Raw genomic sequence first — 21,320 nt, forward strand, 5'->3', positions numbered from 1 at the left:
ATAGCGGAGCAGTGTCGTTTTCGACGCTGCTTTTTTATTTTTTTTTTTATTTTTTGCAAATAAAAAAAGATTTGTTCTATCTTCGAACCTACTAAATTAGTGTTGTACCAGATAAAATGATTACCATTTTTGTTGCCAAATTGGATTTTGGCGTTACTGAGAATGAATTGTTGACATTGTTTCAACAATACGGGACTGTTGCAAAAGTTACAATTGCGAAGGACAAGGAAACGAACAAATCCCGCGGGTTTGCATTTGTTGAAATGCCCAATGACGAACAAGCAAAAAGTGCAATTTCGGCATTGGACGGATATAGTTTCAACGGAAGAAGATGCGTTATAAAAGAAGCCGATGAGCGTCCGAACAACAAGGGAGGAGAACAACGTTTTCAACGCGACAACCGTGAAGGAGGCGGAGGGCACAAACCAAAATTTGACAACGCTCCGCCACGGGAACAGAAACCGTTTCAAAAAAACACTTCAGAAAAACCAAAACGCACGGATGACTTCAAGGTTCCGATGCCGGATGAAGACAACGATACTCCCGCAATCATTCCGGGGAAAACACCAATCGTTAAGAAGAAAAAAGAAGGAGAAAAACCAAGACCATACGACGACACTGCCGACGGAAAGAACAAAAAACAGAAAATGAACGCTTACAAAAAAAGCGGGAAAGATGCGCTGTACATTGATGATGAAGATCTGGATGAAGAATTTGATCTGTTCGGAAGAGAAGAAGATGAAGAAGTCGATGACGATTACAGCCAATACCTTGTCAACAGTGACGATGATGAAGAGTGGGATGAAGATGAAGAATGGGAAGACGACGAGGAATGGGAAGATGATGAAGATTAATTGATTCAATCAATTCAACTGATAGAAAAGCATCCTGAACGGGATGCTTTTTTCGTTTTACCTGGTTGTTATCAACAATAGATGTTAGCCCTGTACTACCTTATTGTTAATAACTTCGTTAATAAAGAGCCATTTACACCTGTTAGAACGGAAGAGCAACCTCGTAAATTTGTATTATAAAATTGCATATTCATGTTGGGGACTTTAATAAAAAAGAAATTGACTGACAATCAGGTAGCAAATATCTTTATCAACGCGTTGTTTGAAACGGTTGATAACGGATTTCCTGAAGTCGCACAGCTCATCAATGACGATGTGGCTTTTGTCCGGTCACCTAATCTGGACGCTAAAAATGATGGCGAATTTGCATTGATCACGATTGTGGGAAATCTTTCCTTTCTGGAAAGCACATTTGAACCGGAGCAAGCGGGAAGAGTTGAAGAAATCATCTTTGAAAAGTTAGCAGCCATTTATGAACTGCCGACCGCTGATTTCAAAAAACTAATCCGTGATTATCAATCGTTCATTCAACGTGTGAATCATCCTTCCAAAAATATGATTTACGGAATGTCTAAAGCAATTTTTCACAAATACCGGCTGAACGACTTCCAGGATGAATATTTCAAGCGCATGCAAGCGCCGAATCCATTGTTTTTAAAACGAATGGATGAAGTGGTATCCAGTTTCATCTGGAATTGGGATGCCTTTTTTAAGAAGTACCGAATCAATTAAACCAATCGTTTACTTCTCCCCTGTTTTTTCCCGTTTTGTTTTGTGGCGGATGTGCTCTTCGATTCGTTTTGTAATGAGATTAAACAGTAATGTAGCATCTTTTTCATTGAGCTTTCTTCCCAGTCGAACAACTTTCCCCATGTAATCAAATTCAATGCGTTCTCCTCCGCGAACCCAGGGAGATGATTCCCATGCCGTCTGCAAGGAGCGCTGTTTAGGAATTTCCAGACGAATCTTTTTTATATTCTCCAGGTAATACGGCGTTGCACGTCCAATGCGTCCCGTGGCATTTTTAATCGTCAATCCGATCTGATCAATTTTCAGGTTTTCGCTTCCTTTGAACAACCAAAGAAAAGAACGCGTTACCCGAACAGCATAATACAACCAGAACGACATAAAGATCACCAGGATCAGTTTTTCCTGTTGCGTCAATTTCAACATAAAATACGACCAGACAACTGTAAATCCGATGCTGTACCACATAAAAATCCACGCCCCCATTAATGCATTAATGAATGCTTTCCGTTCAGGATATATAACAATCGTTGTTTTATCTTTTGTATCAACAACGCTTATACGGCTTCCAATCCATTTCATGCTGCGAAATTACTATTTTTTGGATATTTCCGCCTCTATACAACACCGATTTTGAAAGTCTCCCCTCCTCTTCATTACTTAGGCGCGATAAAATTCAACTTCTTCGACCACTCCGTCACGTTTCCACACGCATCACCGATAACCAGCTTCACCTCATTTTCACCGGTTAGCCCTTCCGGCACATCAAAGAATACATAATTTCCTTTGTACTCGTACTCCAGCAACTGCCACACCCCGTTGATGTACAGATTATATGTTTCAATCCCCGAATGCGCATCGGTCACACTAAAACGTACTTGTCGCCCGGTAACATTCACGGTGGCCGACACCGGCTTGATGACAGGGGGAGTTTCATCCATCTGAATGGAAAAGTTTCCTGCGTTGTTTGTTTTCGCCTCCAACCATCCGTCCCTGTAATTTGTAGTCAATGCTTTTTTACCTCCTTTTTTAGTTGTCACCGCAATGTAATATTTCTGCACATCTGTTTTCGGATGCTCCAGTTTCATTCTCACTGTTATGCGTTTTTGCAAAGGAGTACTGACATCACAAATATGTGGTATTGTATGTTCAGAGACCGCAAAGGGTTCATAAATAGAAAATGAATCCGCTTTCACCTCCCAGTTTTTATACGTACGTAAAAACGGCTCTTCGGGATACCAGTATTGCTCACTGGAAGGATTGTAATTGGGCGCCGGCTCTCCGGGCAATGCCTGTAAGACAAATACCAGATTCGAGGTATTTCCTCTCGGATCATATGCCGTTAATTGTACCTGCTTCGATTCTCCCGGCAGAAGATGAATTACCCCCAGCTGATCTCCCAGGTAAATCTCCAGCGGATTGCTTATATTCCTGAAGGACTTATGATACTGATTTCCCATCGCAGACAAATCCCGGTGGGAATTAACATATCGGGAATGTTCAAATGAAATTTCATCCGTCCGTTGCCCGAAAACCGTATCGCGATCTACTACCAGGTATGTTCCGTACAACCCGCACGGGTTCTCAGCCGCGTCCAACCGGTCGATGATATCAAACGCCAACCCGACACCGCCAAATGAAGAGCAAAACGATGCAGGAATCTTCAGTGTATCTCCTGCAATCATATACCCGGTTTTTGTATTCACAATAACACTTTCCTGGGACTTCCCCGGAACCAGGTACCCTTGTTCATTGACGGCGAACACCTTTACTTTTCGCAATTCAGGAGCTCTTTTATCCGGAAGGTCAAATGCATACACCAATGGATTTTGGGCATGTTCCGTTTTTGTATCCCGTATTTCAAAATGTAAATGAGGCGCGGTTGAACCTCCTGTATTGCCGGAAAGGGCAAACACTTCCCCTTTTTTCAATGGAATTTCTCCTGCTGCAGGAAACAGTTCAATTTCAAATTTCTGTGCCCGGTACTGTTCATTCCGAACAACGCTGTCCAACTTCCCCGTGAACCTGCTACAATGGGCATACACACTTGTTTTTCCATTCGGATGATCAACATACACAACTTTTCCATACCCGTATGTGGCGACTTTCACCCGTGACACATACCCGTCTTCTACCGCATGCAACTCAAATCCTTCTTTTCCCTGTGTTTTAAAATCAAGTCCCATGTGAAAGTGATTCGGCCTCAACTCTCCGAAATTACCTGCCAGAATCAATGGGATTTTGAGCGGCGGATGGTACGAAGGAAATTCGTTTTGTGAAAAAAGCCGGATGGAACACACCAAAAAAATAGCGGTATAGAGAGTGATTTTTTGCATATCCTCAAAAATAACATGGAAATCAACTGCAATTCGCAGACCACAATTGTTAGTTTTCACAAGCAAATGTGAATGAGTCCATAAAAAAGCGGCAGATCCGTCCGAACCGATCTGCCGCTTTTGTAATTTGACGGGAAAAGTTACCTCAACTCGTATGTAATTATTTCTGTCCAGAATTCTTTTAATGATATTCCCTGATGCTTCAACATTCGCGGCACCAGACTCTCTTCCGTAAAACCGGGGGTTGTATTTACTTCAATCAAATGAGGAACCCCGTTGACCAGCATAAAATCGATGCGGGCAATGGAACGCAGCCGCAGAATTCCGTAGATTCTTCGCGCTACCTCCTGTACACTTTCTCTATGTTCGTCTGAGATTCTAGCCGGAACAATCTCCTGAGATTTACCCAGGTATTTTGCCTCGTAATCAAAAAATTCATTCTCACTCACAATTTCAGCCAACGGCAATGCATGAATTCCCTTTTCATTTCGATAAACACCACATGTAACTTCTGTTCCATCCAGGAAAGATTCCACGACAACACTATCTCCTTCCCGGAATGCTTTCTCAACCGCATCCTTTAAATCTTCCTTTCGGTTGACCCTGGAAATACCATAGCTGGAACCGGAATCACACGGTTTTACAAAAAGAGGTAATCCCAACGTTCCTGTAATCTCCTGTTCATCGACAACATCGCCTTTCAACAGCAACCTTGAGTCGGCAACACGCACATCAAATCCCTTGAAGAATTGATTACAAAACCATTTATCAAATGACAGTTCAGAAGCAAGGGTCCCGGAATTTATATACGGGATATCGTACATATCAAACAGTGCCTGAAGACGTCCGTTTTCTCCCGGGTCACCGTGTGTATAGATCAGATAAACATCTATTGAGATCCATTCACTTCCTGCTTTGAATCCCTTATCTTTCAGTTCAATGTCAAACAACATACCTTCCCATTTTGCCTGACAATTTTCTTTTGACAAAATAATCTCTACAGGTACGTATGCATCCGGAAAATTAGCAATAATCGTTGCCCCGCTTTTTCTGGATATCTCAAATTCGGATGAAAATCCTCCTACAATTACACCAATACGCTTCATAAACCTTGATTTAATATCAAAAGTAGACAGGAAATCCGTGTGAATGTTCAAGTGAAAAAAAACTTATACGCCAATTAATGTTCACAAGTCGGATGAATAAAACATGTAATTAATTGGATGAAATATTCGTCTCTTTTCCAAAATGTTTATGAGAGAGGAATACCGCAACAAACGCTAATACAATCAATGAAAACAATGTACAGGCATAGAGCGTGTAATCAATTGTTCCTGCTATGATTTCCTTTGTAGCCAGTACCACATTAATCACCGGTATAAATGCAGTCTCAACCGAATACTCGATTCCCGGGAACATTCCGATCATTGCAGGAACCAGAACAGCAATGTTTAAAGGTGTAATAATGCTTTGTGCTTCTTTGAATGATTTTGCATATACGGTGACGGGCACCATAATCCCCGCGAAAAAAATAACCAACGGAATCACCAGTGCAAACATTGTGATCAGTGTCCCCGGACTGAACAACGAATCCAGCACGGCAGATAATCCTTCCATCGATTTCCCGGATGTAATGCTTTGCGCCGAAAAGTACAATCCTCCAATTGCAAAGGATGCCGCGATCAGACCACTCACAACAACGACTCCCATTTTACCTGTCAGAATTTTCCAACGTGGAACCGGTGTTGTCAATAGCGTTTCAACAGTCCCCCGCTCTTTTTCTCCTGTAAACAGGTCAATGGCAGGGTACATACACCCGATGAATCCGAAAATGATAAAAATATACGGCAACATTCCTCCTGCCATCTTCCCGATCATTTCCTGTGTTGAAGCGACATTCACCTCCTGAACATCGAGCACATTGAATAATTGTTTGTCAATTTTCAGGGAATCCAATCGCTCCTGGGTCATTTTCTCATTAAACTGCTGAACTTTCTGTTCAAAACGTTCTCTGTAGCCTAAATTTGTAGCATCGTGGAAGATTTTAATTTTTGCCGTTTTGTTGCCATAAATCATTCCTTCCACTCCTTCTCCCAGGTACAATCCCAGTTGAATACTATCTGCCTGAATTGCTTCTTTTACTGCTGTGGTATCCGCAAATTTTTTCCATTTATACTTCCCCTTCTCCGCTGCATCAGAGGCTTTGAGCTCTTCTAATACTCTCCCTTCTTCGCCGACATATCCGACAATCAGTGTTTTGGTTGCTGCTTTCTCGCTCATATCACGGGAGAAAGAAGAGGTTATTTTAAAAATCAAAGGGAACAACAATGCCGGAATGACAATCATCACAATCAGTGTTCGTTTATCCCTTAAGGTTTCGATTAATTCTTTTTTAAATATTGTAACTATCATAGTACTTCTTTTATCGCGTTCGTTTATCCTTGTTTCACAATCCGGATGAATTCCCCTGTCAGCGAGTCTTCCTGTTTATTCTGAATAAACGTTTCTTTTGTTCCGTTAAACAGCATTTTTCCTTTGTGAATGATTCCGATGTCATCACTCAGCAAATCGACTTCCGACATGATGTGACTGGAAAAAATTACTGTTTTTCCTTCGTTCTTACAATTCCGGATAAGTGTAATGATGTTCTCCGCCGTAATCACATCCAATCCACTGGTTGGTTCATCAAACACAACAACTTCCGGATCGTGAATCATGGTTCGTGTGATGGAAACTTTCTGTTTCATACCGGTACTCAGCTTTGCAATTCGCTTGTTCGCAAATTCATGCATATCGAGCAGGTCATACAACCGTTTCTTACGTGCCTCGAACGTTGCTTTATCTACCCCATATAAATCGGCAAAGTACTTTACCAGTTCGTTGGGAGTCAAACGTGCATACAATCCTGCGGATCCCGTCAGAAATCCGATTTTTTTCCGGGCTTCCTGCGGATACCTGACAGCGTCCACACCACCGATTTCGATGGAACCGGATGTTGGCTGAAAGATGGTCGAGATCATGCGTAAGGTTGTCGTTTTACCCGCCCCGTTCGGCCCCAGTAAGGAATAAATTCTACCGGGTTGACATTCAAAGCTGATGTTTTTTACAGCAACAGCTATTTTTTCTTTTGTAGCAAGTTCTTTTCTCTGCTTTGCATTCAAAGAAAATTCTTTGTATAGGTCATGTACTTTTATCATGGTGCTAAAATTAATAAAATACAGAAAAAAGTACACGTCCAAAGTAAAATATAAGCAGTAAATCCACACAGGGTGTGAAGCCAATTTATTTTTTTTGTTAAAATATTTGTTGTGTTATTATTTAATTCTAAATTTACCCGTTAAACTTTAAAAAAGCTATAGTATGAAGAAAATTTACTTATTCGCAGTTGCTGCACTTGCCGGAGCTGCTTCTTATGCTCAAACTACTGTTTATTCAGCATCTGAATTAACAGACTTCCAAACAAAAATCTCTGCTGTTTATGATCTTGATCAGGACGGTAAAAACTGGGGAGCATTTAACCTTACAGGATCTGGCTTATCATTTGAATCTCAGGGAACTGTTCTTGGGTCTAACTCATGGGATACAGTAGCATTAACTCCTGACAACTGGGTTCTTACAACTCCAATTGACCTGACAGGCTATACAAATGTTTCTTTATCTTGGGGACGTGGGGCAGCTGATGCTACTGATTTTGCTGAAAACTATGCTGTTTATGTAGTTACTGCCGCTGATCAAACTGCGTTGGCAACGGCATTGGCTTCCGCTTCAACAGGAACAGGGGTTTATACAGAAACATTGGCTTCTGATGCTTGGGTGACAAGAACTGTTGACCTTTCTGCTTTTGACAATACAGCGAATGTATACATCGCGTTCCGTCATTACAACTGTACAGACCAGTTCATTTTATTTGTTGATGACATCAAAGTGGAAGGAACTCAAACTGTTGGTATTGAGACATTGGATATGTCTGCAGTTACAGCTTCTCCGAACCCTGCAATTGACGTTTTAAACATCAAAGGTTCTGAAGCAATCGCGACAACAAATGTATTGTCGTTAGATGGCAAATTGATTTCTACTACACAAGGTGGAACTATTGATGTGTCCTCTTTAACTTCAGGAGTATATATTTACGAAGCAACAACTGTTAGTGGTCAAAAAGCAATTAACAAATTTGTTAAGAAATAATTCTTTTATACAATTAAAAGAGAAAAGGGGCTGTTCAGCCCCTTTTTTATTTTACAAATCAACCTTTTCTTTTTATTCCTGCATTTTATTGCCCCACCAATTTGTTTTTACAGTATATTTGCCTTTACTAACACAATAAAACGATAGTTATATTTCAATGGAAATAGTCATAATTATCGCTCTTATCTTATTAAACGGGATTTTTTCAATGTCAGAAATGGCCATGGTATCTTCCCGTAAGTTCAAGCTTGAAAATGCGAAGAGACAAGGTAAGGGCGGCGCTAAAACAGCCTTGGATTTATCAGAAAATCCGACACGGTTCCTTTCTACTGTTCAAATAGGAATCACACTCATTGGTATTTTATTAGGGGTATACAGTGGTGACAACTTAACCGATTACGTAGCTGAATTTTTCGCTCAATTTCCGGCATTAAAACCATTCTCCAATCAACTGGGAACAGGATTAGTGGTACTCCTGGTAACGTTTTTATCCATTGTACTTGGTGAATTATTACCGAAACGATTGGGAATGACCTTTCCTGAATCGATCGCGATATTTCTTGCAAAGCCCATGTACCTGCTCTCCATACTCACGTCTCCTTTTGTGTGGTTACTCACTGCTTCCAACGATTTAATTCTGCGTCTTCTGGGGATCAAAAAAACAGCTGAAAGCAGGGTAACGGAAGAAGAAATCAAGTCAATTATTCGCGAAAGTGCCGAAGGAGGAGAAATTCAGGACATTGAACAAGATATCGTAGAACGTGTATTTGAGTTGGGAGACAGACGGGTAAATTCTCTACTGACCTATCGAAGTGATATTACATTTTTCAACATTGATGATTCGTGGGACAGCGTTAAAGAAAAAATTAATTCCGACAAACATTCTGCTTATCCGGTGGTTGACAATCACAATATTGACAACATCCTCGGGATTGTTTTACTAAAGGACTTATTTGCACCAATCGTATCCGGAGAACTTGATTTGAAATCGATTTTACGCGACCCGCTTTACCTGAATGAAAAAACGTCCGCCTACCGTGTACTGGAAATGTTTAAACAAGAAAAAATGCACTACGGAATTGTGGTAGATGAATATGGTTCCACGCAAGGAATCGTGACCATGGATGACGTGATGGATGCCCTGGTGGGTGAAGCAACGGAACTGGATCAAAATGAGTATCAGATCTTTCAACGGGATGAGCAGTCATGGCTCGTCGATGGTCAGTATTCTATTTTTGATTTCTGTAAGTACTTCGACATTGCTGTTGATGAAAATGTACAGTCCGAATATTCTACTGTCGCAGGATTAATGATCCACCTGAAAGGTGATTTACTCCATGTCGGTGATTTTATCGAATACGAAGATTTAAAACTGGAAGTCGTAGACAAAGACGGACAGCGAATTGATAAAATAATGATCACTAAAGAATCATAAGAAACGAACGGATTGCGGATTTGATACATCCGAAACAAAAAAGGAACCATATCGGTTCCTTTTTTGCTTTTATTCATTTAATTCGTACAATCATTTAAACGACCAGGCACCATCCGTCCGGATCTTCTGTCTTTCCTGCTTTCAGGTCATCCAGGTATTTCTTAGCTTTCATTGAAAAGTCATCTTCGGTTGGTTCTGAAAGGATAAAATCTCCATCTCTGTAACCTATTTTTACAATTGTTGCAATCGTTGCTGCCGTCCCAGCCCCAAATGCTTCATTCAATGTGCCGTCCTCAATCGCTTTTACGATTTCTTCCACAGAAACTTTTCGTTCTTCTACAGGGATCCCCCACTTATCAGCCACATCGACAAGTGTTCTCTTCGTTGTTCCCCGCAGAATTGTGTCTTCATCTTCGGAAGGTGTTACCAATGTCCCGTTGATCATAAAACAAATGTTCATTGTTCCGGACTCTTCGATAAACTTGTGTTCCTTCGCATCTGTCCACAACAACTGATGGTAGCCGTTTTCCTGCCCTTTTTTTGCAGGATATAATGCTGCTGCGTAGTTTCCGGCAGTTTTTGCACGTCCTACCCCACCTGCCGCCGCACGTGTATAGTACTCTTCAATTTTAACATTAACGGGCTGCGAATAATACGCACCTACCGGACACAAGAAAATAACAAACTTGTAGGTGTCAGAAGGTTTTATTCCGATGGCTTCATCCGTCCCGAAAATAAACGGTCGGATGTACAAGGCAGCTCCTTCTTTCTTCGGAACCCAGTTTTTATCTACTTCAACGAGTTTTCGAACCAATTCAACAAACAGTTCCTCATCAAAAGCAGGCATACATAACCGTTCGCAGGATTCCATAAACCGTTTTGCATTCATTTCCGGGCGAAATAAAACCACATCTCCATTCTCCCGGCTATACGCTTTCATCCCTTCAAAAATAGATTGTCCGTAATGAATCGCAGACATTGCCGGATGCATCGGAATTGGTCCGAAAGGCACGATCTCAGGAGATTGCCATTTCCCGTTTTTATAATCCATGACCAACATGTGATCTGTAAAAACTTTTCCAAACGGCAGGTTATCCCAATCCACCTGACTGATTTTTGAAGTTGTAGGGTGAGAAATGTTTATTTCGATTAAATCTTGTTTCATAATTATTTTCGATATGCAACAAAAATAGTAAAAATAAACCTTAAAAAGACGTCATCCAATAAGGGAAGTAATAAAAAAACTTAATTTTGGAAGAGAATTGAAGCATGAACACACGTCTTGAAACATTGCATAAATACTGGGGATATCGTTCCTTCCGACCCGGACAGGAGTCCATTATAGAGGATGTAATCAATGGGCACGATGTACTGGCTCTTTTACCCACAGGAGGAGGTAAATCCATTTGCTTCCAGGTGCCGGGAATCATCCGGGAAGGAATTACGGTGGTGATTTCACCGTTGATTGCCTTGATGCAAGACCAGGTAAATACGCTTCAATCTAAAGGGATCATGGCAAAGGCCATCATGAGCGGAATGAGTTACCGGGAACTGGACATCACTCTGGACAACGCGAAGTTCAATGGCTATAAATTTCTCTATACTTCACCCGAACGGATTCAAAGTAAATTGTTTATTGAACGTTTCAAGCAAATGAACGTCGGGTTGATTGTCGTGGATGAGGCACATTGTATTTCAGAATGGGGACATGATTTCCGTCCCAGTTTTATGGAAATTAAAAAACTTCGTGAAATTCACCCGCATGTCCCGATTATTGCGTTAACCGCAACAGCAACACCAACCACCAAACAGGAAATCATTGAGCGACTGGAACTAAAGCATCCGCGAATACATCAATCACGGTTTGAACGCCCCAACCTTATTTACAGTAGCTACCTGTCGCACAACAAACTTCAATCGGTTATTGACACCTGCAAATCACGCAGCGATGAAACGGGAATTGTGTATTGTCAAACCCGGAAATCAGTCAAATTTGTAGCAACAACCCTGCATCGAAATGGAATTTCTGCCGGCATATATCACGGAGGAATGAACAAAGAAGAACGGCAAAAAATGCTCGTCGCCTGGCTGAAAGGTGAATTAAAAGTGATGGTTGCCACGAACGCCTTCGGGATGGGAATTGACAAACCGGATGTTCGTTTTGTACTGCATTATGAATTTCCCGCTTCGCTGGAAGCCTATTTCCAGGAGGCAGGAAGAGGTGGGCGGGATGGTCAGGATGCCCATGCAATCAATTACTGGCAACAGGAAGATTTACAGCAAATGGAGGAGCAGTTGAATCAAAAATATCCTCCGATCGATGAGATTAAACGTGTGTACAGAGCGATCTGCAATCATTTAAAAGTTGCCATCGGTTCCGGCGCCGGAGAAACGTATGCATTCAATTTAGCTGTTTTCGCAAAAGCATTTGACATCGCACCGGTGGTATGCTACAATTCTCTGAAAATTTTGGAAGCATTGGGTGAGCTCACCTTTTCTGAAGGCATTTTTCATCCGACCAAAGTTAAATTTGCTGTTGGGAATACCGCCTTGTATAATTTCCAGATCCAGCATGAAACATATTATCCGGTAACGGCTCTCTTAACCCGCTCCTATCCGGGGATTTTCAATAACTTCATGGAAATTCACGAGCGGGAAATTTGTAAACGGCTCAACATACATGAGTCGGAACTGGAAAAACAATTAAAATACATGGAAAAGTCCGGAATCATTGATATTGACTGGAAATCAGATGCTCCTACAATCACGTTTTTAAGAGAACGAATGCCCTATGATTACCTGGAAATACGCCCTGAAGTTTATTTTGAACGCAAAGAAATAGCAACGGCTAAATTGACTTCGGTTGCGCGCTACCTGGAAGGAAAACAATGCCGCTCTGTGGAATTGATCAGTTACTTCGGAATTGACTCCGATCCGTGCGGGAAGTGTGATAATTGCAGGTCAGAAATGAATACATTAACACTTCCTGATTACCAAAGACAAGTACTCGATTTTCTGGAAGATGCCCCCAAAGCAACGTTTGAGATCAGAAACCTCCTTTCCGATCCTGAATTATTCAAAGAAGTAATCCGTACCTTAATGCTGAATGAACAGATCAATTTTGACGGTGAAAAGTACTTCCTAAGGTGATTTTTTATATGCATACATAGGTATTTTTCAACAAAAAACCTTGGTAAATAAGCACATTTTAACATTTTAACTAAAACGTTTAGTACAGGCAAAATATGACCAAAACCACTACCATTCAGTAAAAAAAATACGGTATTCATCTCTCAAAAAAACACAATAAGACACTATTTATCATACCTTTGCAAAAAACTGTAAAGACAAATGAAAAAATCTATTCTTATCCTGGCTATTGGTACTTCTGTATCAGTATCGGCTCAAAATTTGATTAAAAATCATGAATTTAACGGAGCCGAAAAAACAACTTACCGCGCTCAAATTAACAAAGCGGATGGCTGGTCAAATGCAAACGGTGGTTCTGTAGACCTGTTCCAGAAAGACGCTTGTAAAACGAGTGTAGGAATTCCTCACAACTTTATGGGGGAACAAGCTTCCGAGGCAAACTATGCCGGTTTTACTGCTTTTTATGACGATCAACGCCTGTCTTTATTCCAAACAATTGAAAACAGAGAAATCACCGATGTGAGCAGTTACAGCTTATACAGTGAATACCTACAAGGAGAATTGACAGACGCATTGATTGCCGGTCAAACGTACATTTTCTCTTTGGAAATCAACCTTGCTGACAAATCAGGAAGAGCGGTAAAAGGGCTCGGTGTTTATTTCTCAAAAGATAAAGTTGAAAACAAGAACAACAAAGCGTTATCTCTGAAACCACAGGTTGTTTTTGAAGAGTTTATTGAAGACAAAGCAAATTGGGTAAAAGTTACCGGAAGTTTTGTTGCTCAGGGAGGAGAGCGTTTCTTCGTATTGGGAGCATTTGACGGAACATATGAAGCAAAATCTGTTGTAGAACCAAAGAAAGAGAACGACAACAAACGCGCTTATTATTATGTAAACGGAACGTCACTGATGAAATTCCCGCTTTCAAAAGACGAGATAGAAACGTTGAGAAGAGCGACTGAAATGGTGTTCTTCAATACCGGAAGTGCGGTCATCAAAAACGAATCACATGCGGAATTGGACAAAGTTGCTGAGATTCTGAAAAAACACACGCAAGTAGAAGCCTTGGTTGAAGGACATACAGACAACACCGGTAGCGATGAACTCAACATGAAGCTGTCAAAAGACAGAGCTAAAGCGGTGAAAGATTACCTGATTTCCAAAGGTGTTGATGCAAATCGTTTGAAATCTGAAGGATACGGCCCTACACGACCAATTGCTGACAACAGCACAGATTCCGGAAGAGCGAAAAACAGACGTGTTGTAATTAAAACTTCAATTTACAAAGAATCGAAATAATTCACATTGAAAATATACAAAAGGGAGAATGTGATTCATTCTCCCTTTTGTATATTTTCAATGCCGGGAAATGATGTGCTGTGCAACAAAACATATAGCGATCAACTGATTTTGTAACTTCCCTACATGTATAAAAAAACCGGAATCCTTTCAGATTCCGGTTACTTATGTTTTATATTCTCGGGAATTACTTGACTTTACTTGTCAATTCGTTTTTCAAACCACTCCACTCTACCAAGTGTAGTTTTACAACTCCCACAGGAATTTTTGCTTTTACCAGCAGGGGAATTTTATTTTCATCGGCTGTTACCCAGAATTGAACATCTTCTTCATTTTTGAAGTAACGCCCTGTCTGAACTACGGGAACAAATTTGTGTGTTTTAAATTTTCCTTTCCGGATTTTCACCTCTTCATCTCCGACGTATTTGATTTTCAGGTTATAAATTTCGTCATCCATGAAGCATTTGAATTCAAACACCTGTCCCTTCTTCATGTTGTTAAAATCAAGCGTTCTTGCTTTATAAAAAGAAGAGATCATATCCTGCACTCCCATTGGCGTGCTGAAGGATTTTTCCCCGTTGTGCACCGTCGACTTATCTTGTGAGAAGGTATACGATTGATTGATTTTATATCCTCCTTCGTTCACATCCCGTTCAAAAAACCAGGGCATGATTGACTTTTGATCAATATAGGACTCATATACATCGCGAACTTTATACACAGCATTGAATCCTCCCAATGTACGGCCGGTTCCGACAACATGGTACAGCGGTCTGTTTGCTCCTTTCCGGGAAGTGCTCTTCACTTCCATAATCGCCTCTCCGGCATCTACAAAACCATAGGTCACTCTGTAACGCAATACCTCTCCTGCCTGAAAAGCAGAGTTTTTGATGGTGGGGTATTTAATTCCCGAACTCGTCATTCCTAAAGCAACTCCCACTAATCCAATAAATAAAGTTAACTTTCTCATGGTTCAAAATTTTACAAAAAAGGTGAATCAAAGCGTGTGCCAAACTAATTGTACAGACAAAAAACAACTCACAAATCCCCCTTTGCCTTCTATTAATACGTATCTGAATAAAGATTCGTATATTTGAGTCCACTGAAGCTAAATGTAAAACACACACATGAAAATTTTTATTTCTATTACTATTCTACTCTATTGTACTTCATTTTCAATCAGTCAGGAAAAAACAACCCTCCTTGAAGCGTCCGGTGAGATTCCCGGTTTTTTAAGCAAACAAACACATGAAGCATACCTGATTCCTGATATTACTTCCTGGCAATACCTCAACAAGTTAGACAAGCAATCTGCTTTGGAATTAATCTACACCTCCAACATGATTGTGTTTGGGGATCCAGTTTCGGATTACTGTACGCAATTAATCCGTACAATAAGCGGGAACGCAATAAATGTATATACTGTCAGAAGCAATTCGATCGGAACATTTTCCAATGAGCACGGCGATTTATTTATCACCACCGGACTGATCAGCCGGCTATCCGACGAATCTCAACTGGCATTTTTCTTATTGCGGGAGCTGGAACTCAGCCCATTCGACCATTCAGATCAACACTATAAAAATGCAGGAATCCTCACGCTTGAAAAGTTGATCTCACTTGTCGGAACTTACTCCAATGAACAATTGGAGTCCGTCGAAAAAAAAGTCATTGACCAATTGACTTCCAAAGGATACGCTCAGCACAACTTGTTGTCTTCGTACGATATACTCCTGTATAAAGACGCACCGTTTCTGGAAAAACCGTTTGACTGGAATTACTTCAATCAAGGAAATGTATTTGTTCCCCAGGTCGAATACACGGCCGTTGTGAATCCCAAACCACGGTTGTACGCTCCTGAAAAACAGTTCCCTGAAATTACCGCGCGAAAAAACAAGTGGGAAACAGGTACCTCCTCTTCCTCCGACCAGGTGTCATCCATGTACCTGGTAAATGGTTCACTTTTTAATAAAATCGTTGAATGCGGGCGCATGGAGTCTGTAAACCTGCGGATCATGAACGCTGAATTCATTTCTGCATTGTACGAAATTTACGTGTTGGAATCGTCCGGATTTTCAAATGAATACCTCCACACGATGAAGGTATTAGCCTGGTGGGGAGTGGCGAAAGATCGCAGTAATGAAATTGAAAAAGTCGATTTTACAGAATACCAGGTATCGGATAATGATGGCGCTTATTTTTCAAGGTATATCAAACGACAACGTCCTTCTGCCATACTTGCATTTGGATTCAGGCACACCTACGACCAGTTGAAGAAATCGCCGGAATCGGTGCTGTATACAAACGTTCTGAAAGACCTCATCCGCTTGTCCCGTAAACACAATGAGTTTTCTTTGAATCAATTTTATACCGTAACCTATCAATCCGTCAGAAACAATAACGCCGGTTCATCTGTCAATGCAACCGATACATTGAAAAACTACCACCTGTTTATGCTTCCTGACGTTGTATCAGATCCGGCAATAAAACGACTGTTCTCTGATTCATTGGCCGGTTCCACTACAAATTATGCAAACAAACCGGTGGCATACAAACTCTTTTCTACCAATACGTACAAAAAAGGAAGGGCACAGAATCAGAAGCAACAGGCTAAAATTTCGATTGATCAGTTAAACAGTTCGTTAACGAAACACAATATTCGCATTGCTCATTCTAAGCAAATCTATACGCTCGATGACTATCAGCAGAAATACCAGATCAATTATACCTTTTTCCAACAATATTACCACACGCGTTTCAACTCACCTGTGCTGCCAATCAAATCAACAGACATTGTCCGTCAGGCACTTTCTGATCAAAACGCCCTGCTCGGATTCGGATTTTACAATCACGCATACCGACCGAAATTGAGGGGATTTCATTTAATCGGGTTGGTCGGGGTAACCCTTCCCTATGTATTGCCGGAACTTTTTTTCAGGGGACACAAAACACAGACGATCGTTTTCTTATTCAACGCAGAGACGGGGGAAATGGTTAATCACATCAACAGAAAATACAATGATTCATTTTCGAAGTACAATCTGCATAATGACATTTTAAATACGACGCTAAATTTAGTTCATCCATGAAATACTCACTTTTTATACTTCTGTTCATGCTGACACCGGCTATTTGTTTTAATCAAAAGGGATTCTTATCTTCTAAAAACATGGTTGACCTGACGGTTCACGGAAATATCCCACTCTTGTCCGGAACGTTCAATGACGCCTATTATAAACGGAAAGGTGACCAGATGATCGCGGGAAAAGATTATATCAATTACGGGGTTGCAGTTGCATACAATCGAATTCTGACAAAACAATTCGGACTGGGAGTGGCATTCTCCACAAAAGATTACCTCACCACCACGCCCTCTTTTTATACAAACATTTACCCGGTCAATCAGGCTGACAAGTCCGTTGATTCAATCCAATTAAAAATGGAGGCGTTAAAGTTTCGGAATTATACAATTGGCCCTCAGTTTGAGTTTTCAACAAAACAAGGAATCCTTGGGATCGGATTTTCATACGACCTGGGATTGGGGGTAACAATTTCCACACTGATAAACGACCGGTACCATTACTCCATTAACGAACTATACGCTTACGGGGAAGAAGTTTCCGCATCCAACGACAGTCAAATCGACTATTTTGACACACAATATAACTGGAAACCAATGTATGGGATCTCCCTGCAAACAGGTTTCAAATTCCGTATTCCGCTTTCAGAGCACTTTTCATTTTATTCCGGGTTGCGGTACTCCGGGACATTCATGCTGAAAGGGAGTAACTACACCATATCGGATCGGATGGAATTACTGGACAACGAAGATTATTACTATACAATCAGGCGAAAAAACTTAGTTGCAATCTCTCTGAATCTTGGTATAACCTGTCATTTTTAGTTGCAATCCTTACTTAAACTTTGCCAGCAACACATCCAGGCTTCCATGGATGATCATTAATTTATCTGCGATCGCCTGCAATTTCGCAGCCGCCGCAGGGTCTATAACCGCATTTTCAAAAGTCATGGTAATTCCACTGAAATCGGCATCAATGGCGTCTAACTGATTTTTAATTTTAGTAGCTTCATCCGGTATCACTTCAGAAATGAAGTCCAGTAAGAAGTAATCCGTGCCCCCATTTCCATTAAACAATGTTCCTCCGTCTAATGCATAGCGAATAGCCTGTATCTTCTTTTTTAAAATTGTTAACGTGTGATCTGAGTAATCACATATTTCAAGATGATGATTTTGCGTTGTCAACGGCAGCCGGATGTCTTTTTCTACAAGTTCGTCTTTAATAAACTGTTGCAAAGAGCCAACCATCAAAAACATGAACGATTTACTGTCCATGTTTTTTACACTTCTTTCGTAATTTTCATCCACGTTTAACTCCTGAACAGTGATTGAGAACCGGTTCATGGACTCATCCAGAAATGATCTCCTTCTGTTGACGTTTATTCCGCCTCCGCCGGTCACATAGTCTTTATAATCTCTGGTATTCCCGGGACCAGTAAGAGAAAGGTCTTCTCCCCACAGCAAGAACTCAAGAACATGAAAACCAATCGTACAATTTTGTTCTCCTCCAACCTGATGCAATGTATTCAGGAATTGAATCGTCGGGTAATTATCCACATCATTAATAATCCCACCATTAGGGCTATCTTCCGCATAATCAACATACCGGTAGTTGATCGGATATACTTGTATCAACTGTTTCGTCGCATCATAACCGATGTCAACTGTTGCATAACCACGTGTATAAGGCCCAAGCAGAACGAACTGTTCATATGCCGTTTTCCATCTTTCTCTGCAGGCTTCCAGATAACTTTGACCCGACAGACTATAAAACGCATTTGTATGAATCTTCAACTCACCGACCGCCGCCTGGAAGTTTTGCAGTAACATTCTTTGGGTTTTATAGTACGCCGGTTTCAGACGTGAAACCTGGTACGTATACGCTGTTTGTTCATCTTGCTTCTTCTTACAGGAAGAACTCATAAAAAAGCTGGCAGTAGCAATTAAAACAAATGATATAATTTGTCTCTTTTTCATTTAATAGTATGGTTTATAGGACGCTCATCCGTTTAAACTGATTTTAATTTTTTCTGGCGCATCGTATTTCCAAAAATAGCAAATAACAGGATGACAACAGAGGAAACAAATGCGACACGCCCCAGAATATCTCCTGTTCGCATGTACAATGTCTTCTTTTCATTTAAAAATACATTTCCTTTTAATGCGGTAATTGTCCACCATTTAGAGGATTGGACAACATCTCCGCGTTGGTTGATGAATCCGCTTGTTCCTGTATTTGCAGAACGGGCTACAGATTTTCGGTTTTCAATTGCACGCAGTCGGGCGAAACTGAAATGTTGTTTGTATCCCGGTGTATCTCCCCACCATCCGTCATTCGTAATGATAAAAATGGCTTTGGATCCCAAACGGGTTTGTCGTGCGGTGAACTCTCCGTAAATGGATTCATAGCAAATACTTGGCGTAAACGGAAAGAAACCGTTTGTTATATTTTTAGGTTGGGGCTCCACTCCCAGTGTTCCGGAAGTTCCTCCCAAATTAATTGACATGTCTTCCAGAAAAGGAAACCAGTGTGAAAAAGGCACTTTCTCTGCGCCCAGCACCAATTTCGATTTATGGATAATTTTAGGTTGAATTTCATTGCCCATCAACAAAGAAGAATTATAAAACTCCACGAACCCCGTTCCTCCGTATGGATCTTTTTTAGCTGCCCTGGAAACCTTTTTTTCAAATCTTCGCTCTGTTGAAGCACCGATAAGCAATTGTGTATTTCCCCAGTTTTCCATGCGTTCTTTCAGGATTTCATAGCCCGGGTCATAGTTAATCACCGCTTCATCAAATGAAACAGGAATCGCTGTTTCAGGAGCTATAACCAGCTTTGTACGGTCTGTTATTGCATTGTCTGCAATATCTGCAATTCTGTACAACTGCTGAGCAGGTCCGATTGTCGTAAACTTTTGATAGGGATCAATATTGGGTTGCGTAACAACCACTTCTGCCGCGATCCCTTCATCTTCTGCCACGCTGTACATCCATAAAGACATGGACAAAGGGAACAGAAATACAATGACCGGCACAGCAATGGCTTTCGGGTTTAATTTCCGGTTTTGTGATGCTGAGAGATAGTTCCTGATCAATTTAAAAATCAACAGATTGACTCCCAACACCCACAAACTTCCTCCCAATACACCAGTATATTCATACCACTGAACCCATGATGGTGTGATGGAAAAAACATTTCCCATCGTCAGCCACGGCCATGAAAGTTCCCAGTGATAGTGTAAAAACTCAAACCCGATCCAAACAGTAAGAAATGCAGCGTAACCAATCCTGCTTCCCAATCGCTTTTTGATGATGTGGAACAACAGAAAGGCAAGCGCCATCAACAAGGAGTTAAGCAAAAACGCCATGATTGCCCCGTTCAGATCCGCATTCCAAATCCACCAGGTCGCCCCAATGTTATAGATAAGAAAAGTAAAGTATGATTGAATGAAAACTTTCCAGGATTTATAGCGCTGACTGCTAACCGTATCTTCGACCAGCAGAAGTGGAATCCATGCAAGGAAAATGACTGGTGTAAGGCTTCCTGTATAAGGAAAAGAAAGTACCATCAACACTCCGGACAGAATGCTGAAAAGATAGCGTTGAACACGTGTTAATCTCATAGTGAACAAATGTAATTGTTCTATTTATATTATCCTATTTTTCTAACGCTTTCCTGACATTTAACAAACTCTTGTCCATAGAGCTGATCAACACACTTTCAAAATCATCCGAGAGAATCACAATATTGTAGGGAAACGGAAAATGGATATTCAGTTTCCAGGTTAATACCGTAGCATCTTTTTCCTCTTTGATCAAAAAATACTGATTGGATACGATATTATATGGAGAATCAACGACAAATTCACTTTCAATCCGTTCCGGATATACCAGATTTGTCAAGGTTTGCGTCCCGGAACGAAGGTATGAGCTGTTACTTTTCCACTTGAATTGCGCCTGTTCCGTCCCGTCTTCTCCAACATACTGTTTCTCAGTTGTTTCATCCTGGTTGATCCATTCATTGTATTTTTCCTGGTTTTTGAGAAATTTCAGGCAGTTGTAAACATCAGAGGAACTACTTCTTATGCGCATTTCTTTCTGAAAGGAATATTCTTTTTTTGCAAATAGTAAAACCACCAACATCACCATTACGGACAAGGCCAATAACAGCAGAGATGATTTGAGCAGTTTCATGTAATTTTTCGTTTTAGTAAAACAAATGTAAAACGATCGTC

18 protein-coding genes are annotated in these 21,320 nt (G+C 40.8%); 8 read left to right on the top strand and 10 right to left on the bottom strand.

Annotation, left to right across the window (positions count from 1 at the left end; translation table 11 throughout):
* The first annotated feature begins 116 nt into the window (after positions 1-116).
* Positions 117-854 (top strand): RNA recognition motif domain-containing protein, encoded by a 738-nt coding sequence (locus H9Y05_RS10030; protein ID WP_163491709.1) that lies wholly within the window; start codon positions 117-119, stop codon positions 852-854.
* Positions 855-1,046: 192 nt separating this feature from the next.
* The gene (locus H9Y05_RS10035; RefSeq protein ID WP_216714200.1) at positions 1,047-1,586 is read left to right on the top strand and encodes a hypothetical protein; all 540 of its coding nucleotides are present in this window, start codon (positions 1,047-1,049) and stop codon (positions 1,584-1,586) included.
* 9 nt (positions 1,587-1,595) lie between these two features.
* On the opposite strand, the gene H9Y05_RS10040 is transcribed toward H9Y05_RS10035, so the two are convergent.
* From H9Y05_RS10040 to H9Y05_RS10060, 5 genes are all read right to left on the bottom strand, one after another.
* The gene (locus H9Y05_RS10040; RefSeq protein ID WP_216714201.1) at positions 1,596-2,183 is read right to left on the bottom strand and encodes a hypothetical protein; all 588 of its coding nucleotides are present in this window, start codon (positions 2,181-2,183) and stop codon (positions 1,596-1,598) included.
* A 74-nt stretch (positions 2,184-2,257) separates the two neighbouring features.
* Positions 2,258-3,937 (bottom strand): M23 family metallopeptidase, encoded by a 1,680-nt coding sequence (locus tag H9Y05_RS10045; RefSeq protein ID WP_216714202.1) that lies wholly within the window; start codon positions 3,935-3,937, stop codon positions 2,258-2,260.
* A 140-nt stretch (positions 3,938-4,077) separates the two neighbouring features.
* Positions 4,078-5,043: a D-alanine--D-alanine ligase family protein gene (locus H9Y05_RS10050; protein ID WP_216714203.1), complete on the bottom strand. Its 966-nt coding sequence runs from the start codon at positions 5,041-5,043 to the stop codon at positions 4,078-4,080.
* 109 nt (positions 5,044-5,152) lie between these two features.
* A complete protein-coding gene (locus H9Y05_RS10055; RefSeq protein WP_216714204.1) occupies positions 5,153-6,349 on the bottom strand; it encodes an ABC transporter permease subunit in 1,197 nt (398 codons plus the stop codon).
* A 23-nt stretch (positions 6,350-6,372) separates the two neighbouring features.
* On the bottom strand, positions 6,373-7,134 hold the full coding sequence (locus tag H9Y05_RS10060; RefSeq protein ID WP_163491703.1) for an ABC transporter ATP-binding protein: 762 nt from the start codon (positions 7,132-7,134) through the stop codon (positions 6,373-6,375).
* Positions 7,135-7,297: 163 nt separating this feature from the next.
* Between H9Y05_RS10060 and H9Y05_RS10065 the strand changes: the two genes are divergently transcribed.
* Both H9Y05_RS10065 and H9Y05_RS10070 read left to right on the top strand, forming a co-directional pair.
* The gene (locus tag H9Y05_RS10065) at positions 7,298-8,122 is read left to right on the top strand and encodes a T9SS type A sorting domain-containing protein (RefSeq protein WP_216714205.1); all 825 of its coding nucleotides are present in this window, start codon (positions 7,298-7,300) and stop codon (positions 8,120-8,122) included.
* A 157-nt stretch (positions 8,123-8,279) separates the two neighbouring features.
* Complete coding sequence (locus H9Y05_RS10070) at positions 8,280-9,557, top strand: hemolysin family protein (protein ID WP_163491701.1); 1,278 nt, start codon at positions 8,280-8,282, stop codon at positions 9,555-9,557.
* A gap of 94 nt (positions 9,558-9,651) precedes the next feature.
* Here H9Y05_RS10070 and H9Y05_RS10075 read toward each other — a convergent pair whose 3' ends face one another.
* Positions 9,652-10,722, bottom strand: a complete 1,071-nt coding sequence (locus H9Y05_RS10075) for a branched-chain amino acid aminotransferase (protein ID WP_163491700.1) — start codon at positions 10,720-10,722, stop codon at positions 9,652-9,654.
* A 104-nt stretch (positions 10,723-10,826) separates the two neighbouring features.
* Here H9Y05_RS10075 and H9Y05_RS10080 point away from each other — a divergent pair, with 104 nt between their 5' ends.
* Together H9Y05_RS10080 and H9Y05_RS10085 are read left to right on the top strand one after the other, a co-directional pair.
* On the top strand, positions 10,827-12,707 hold the full coding sequence (locus H9Y05_RS10080; RefSeq protein WP_216714206.1) for a RecQ family ATP-dependent DNA helicase: 1,881 nt from the start codon (positions 10,827-10,829) through the stop codon (positions 12,705-12,707).
* A 201-nt stretch (positions 12,708-12,908) separates the two neighbouring features.
* Complete coding sequence (locus H9Y05_RS10085) at positions 12,909-14,006, top strand: OmpA family protein (protein WP_216714207.1); 1,098 nt, start codon at positions 12,909-12,911, stop codon at positions 14,004-14,006.
* 187 nt (positions 14,007-14,193) lie between these two features.
* Here the strand turns inward: H9Y05_RS10085 and H9Y05_RS10090 are convergent, their stop codons facing one another.
* Positions 14,194-14,976 (bottom strand): DUF3108 domain-containing protein, encoded by a 783-nt coding sequence (locus tag H9Y05_RS10090; protein WP_163491697.1) that lies wholly within the window; start codon positions 14,974-14,976, stop codon positions 14,194-14,196.
* Positions 14,977-15,133: 157 nt separating this feature from the next.
* On the opposite strand from H9Y05_RS10090, the gene H9Y05_RS10095 reads away from it, so the two are divergent.
* Both H9Y05_RS10095 and H9Y05_RS10100 read left to right on the top strand, forming a co-directional pair.
* A complete protein-coding gene (locus tag H9Y05_RS10095; protein ID WP_216714208.1) occupies positions 15,134-17,095 on the top strand; it encodes a hypothetical protein in 1,962 nt (653 codons plus the stop codon).
* The gene (locus H9Y05_RS10100) at positions 17,092-17,910 is read left to right on the top strand and encodes a hypothetical protein (RefSeq protein ID WP_163491695.1); all 819 of its coding nucleotides are present in this window, start codon (positions 17,092-17,094) and stop codon (positions 17,908-17,910) included. Before H9Y05_RS10095 ends, H9Y05_RS10100 begins: the two co-directional genes overlap by 4 nt.
* A gap of 9 nt (positions 17,911-17,919) precedes the next feature.
* Here H9Y05_RS10100 and H9Y05_RS10105 read toward each other — a convergent pair whose 3' ends face one another.
* From H9Y05_RS10105 to H9Y05_RS10115, 3 genes are read right to left on the bottom strand one after another with little or no spacing between them, the layout of a single operon-like run.
* The gene (locus H9Y05_RS10105) at positions 17,920-19,062 is read right to left on the bottom strand and encodes an imelysin family protein (protein ID WP_216714209.1); all 1,143 of its coding nucleotides are present in this window, start codon (positions 19,060-19,062) and stop codon (positions 17,920-17,922) included.
* A gap of 32 nt (positions 19,063-19,094) precedes the next feature.
* The gene (gene lnt / locus H9Y05_RS10110; RefSeq protein WP_216714210.1) at positions 19,095-20,708 is read right to left on the bottom strand and encodes an apolipoprotein N-acyltransferase; all 1,614 of its coding nucleotides are present in this window, start codon (positions 20,706-20,708) and stop codon (positions 19,095-19,097) included.
* Between the two features lie 34 nt (positions 20,709-20,742).
* Positions 20,743-21,279: an SRPBCC family protein gene (locus tag H9Y05_RS10115; protein WP_163491692.1), complete on the bottom strand. Its 537-nt coding sequence runs from the start codon at positions 21,277-21,279 to the stop codon at positions 20,743-20,745.
* Positions 21,280-21,320: the final 41 nt, after the last annotated feature.

This window comes from Taishania pollutisoli (assembly GCF_014518315.1).
Classification (GTDB): Bacteria; Bacteroidota; Bacteroidia; order Flavobacteriales_D; family Crocinitomicaceae; genus Taishania; species Taishania pollutisoli.

Coding starts and splice junctions, on each gene's coding strand:
- H9Y05_RS10040 (WP_216714201.1), bottom strand. CDS start 2,183: ATGAAATGGATTGGAAGCCGTATAAGCGTTGTTGATACAAAAGATAAA.
- H9Y05_RS10065 (WP_216714205.1), top strand. CDS start 7,298: ATGAAGAAAATTTACTTATTCGCAGTTGCTGCACTTGCCGGAGCTGCT.
- H9Y05_RS10085 (WP_216714207.1), top strand. CDS start 12,909: ATGAAAAAATCTATTCTTATCCTGGCTATTGGTACTTCTGTATCAGTA.
- H9Y05_RS10105 (WP_216714209.1), bottom strand. CDS start 19,062: ATGAAAAAGAGACAAATTATATCATTTGTTTTAATTGCTACTGCCAGC.
- H9Y05_RS10035 (WP_216714200.1), top strand. CDS start 1,047: ATGTTGGGGACTTTAATAAAAAAGAAATTGACTGACAATCAGGTAGCA.
- H9Y05_RS10080 (WP_216714206.1), top strand. CDS start 10,827: ATGAACACACGTCTTGAAACATTGCATAAATACTGGGGATATCGTTCC.
- H9Y05_RS10060 (WP_163491703.1), bottom strand. CDS start 7,134: ATGATAAAAGTACATGACCTATACAAAGAATTTTCTTTGAATGCAAAG.
- H9Y05_RS10115 (WP_163491692.1), bottom strand. CDS start 21,279: ATGAAACTGCTCAAATCATCTCTGCTGTTATTGGCCTTGTCCGTAATG.
- H9Y05_RS10055 (WP_216714204.1), bottom strand. CDS start 6,349: ATGATAGTTACAATATTTAAAAAAGAATTAATCGAAACCTTAAGGGAT.
- H9Y05_RS10095 (WP_216714208.1), top strand. CDS start 15,134: ATGAAAATTTTTATTTCTATTACTATTCTACTCTATTGTACTTCATTT.
- H9Y05_RS10070 (WP_163491701.1), top strand. CDS start 8,280: ATGGAAATAGTCATAATTATCGCTCTTATCTTATTAAACGGGATTTTT.
- H9Y05_RS10100 (WP_163491695.1), top strand. CDS start 17,092: ATGAAATACTCACTTTTTATACTTCTGTTCATGCTGACACCGGCTATT.
- lnt (WP_216714210.1), bottom strand. CDS start 20,708: ATGAGATTAACACGTGTTCAACGCTATCTTTTCAGCATTCTGTCCGGA.
- H9Y05_RS10045 (WP_216714202.1), bottom strand. CDS start 3,937: ATGCAAAAAATCACTCTCTATACCGCTATTTTTTTGGTGTGTTCCATC.
- H9Y05_RS10090 (WP_163491697.1), bottom strand. CDS start 14,976: ATGAGAAAGTTAACTTTATTTATTGGATTAGTGGGAGTTGCTTTAGGA.
- H9Y05_RS10075 (WP_163491700.1), bottom strand. CDS start 10,722: ATGAAACAAGATTTAATCGAAATAAACATTTCTCACCCTACAACTTCA.
- H9Y05_RS10050 (WP_216714203.1), bottom strand. CDS start 5,043: ATGAAGCGTATTGGTGTAATTGTAGGAGGATTTTCATCCGAATTTGAG.
- H9Y05_RS10030 (WP_163491709.1), top strand. CDS start 117: ATGATTACCATTTTTGTTGCCAAATTGGATTTTGGCGTTACTGAGAAT.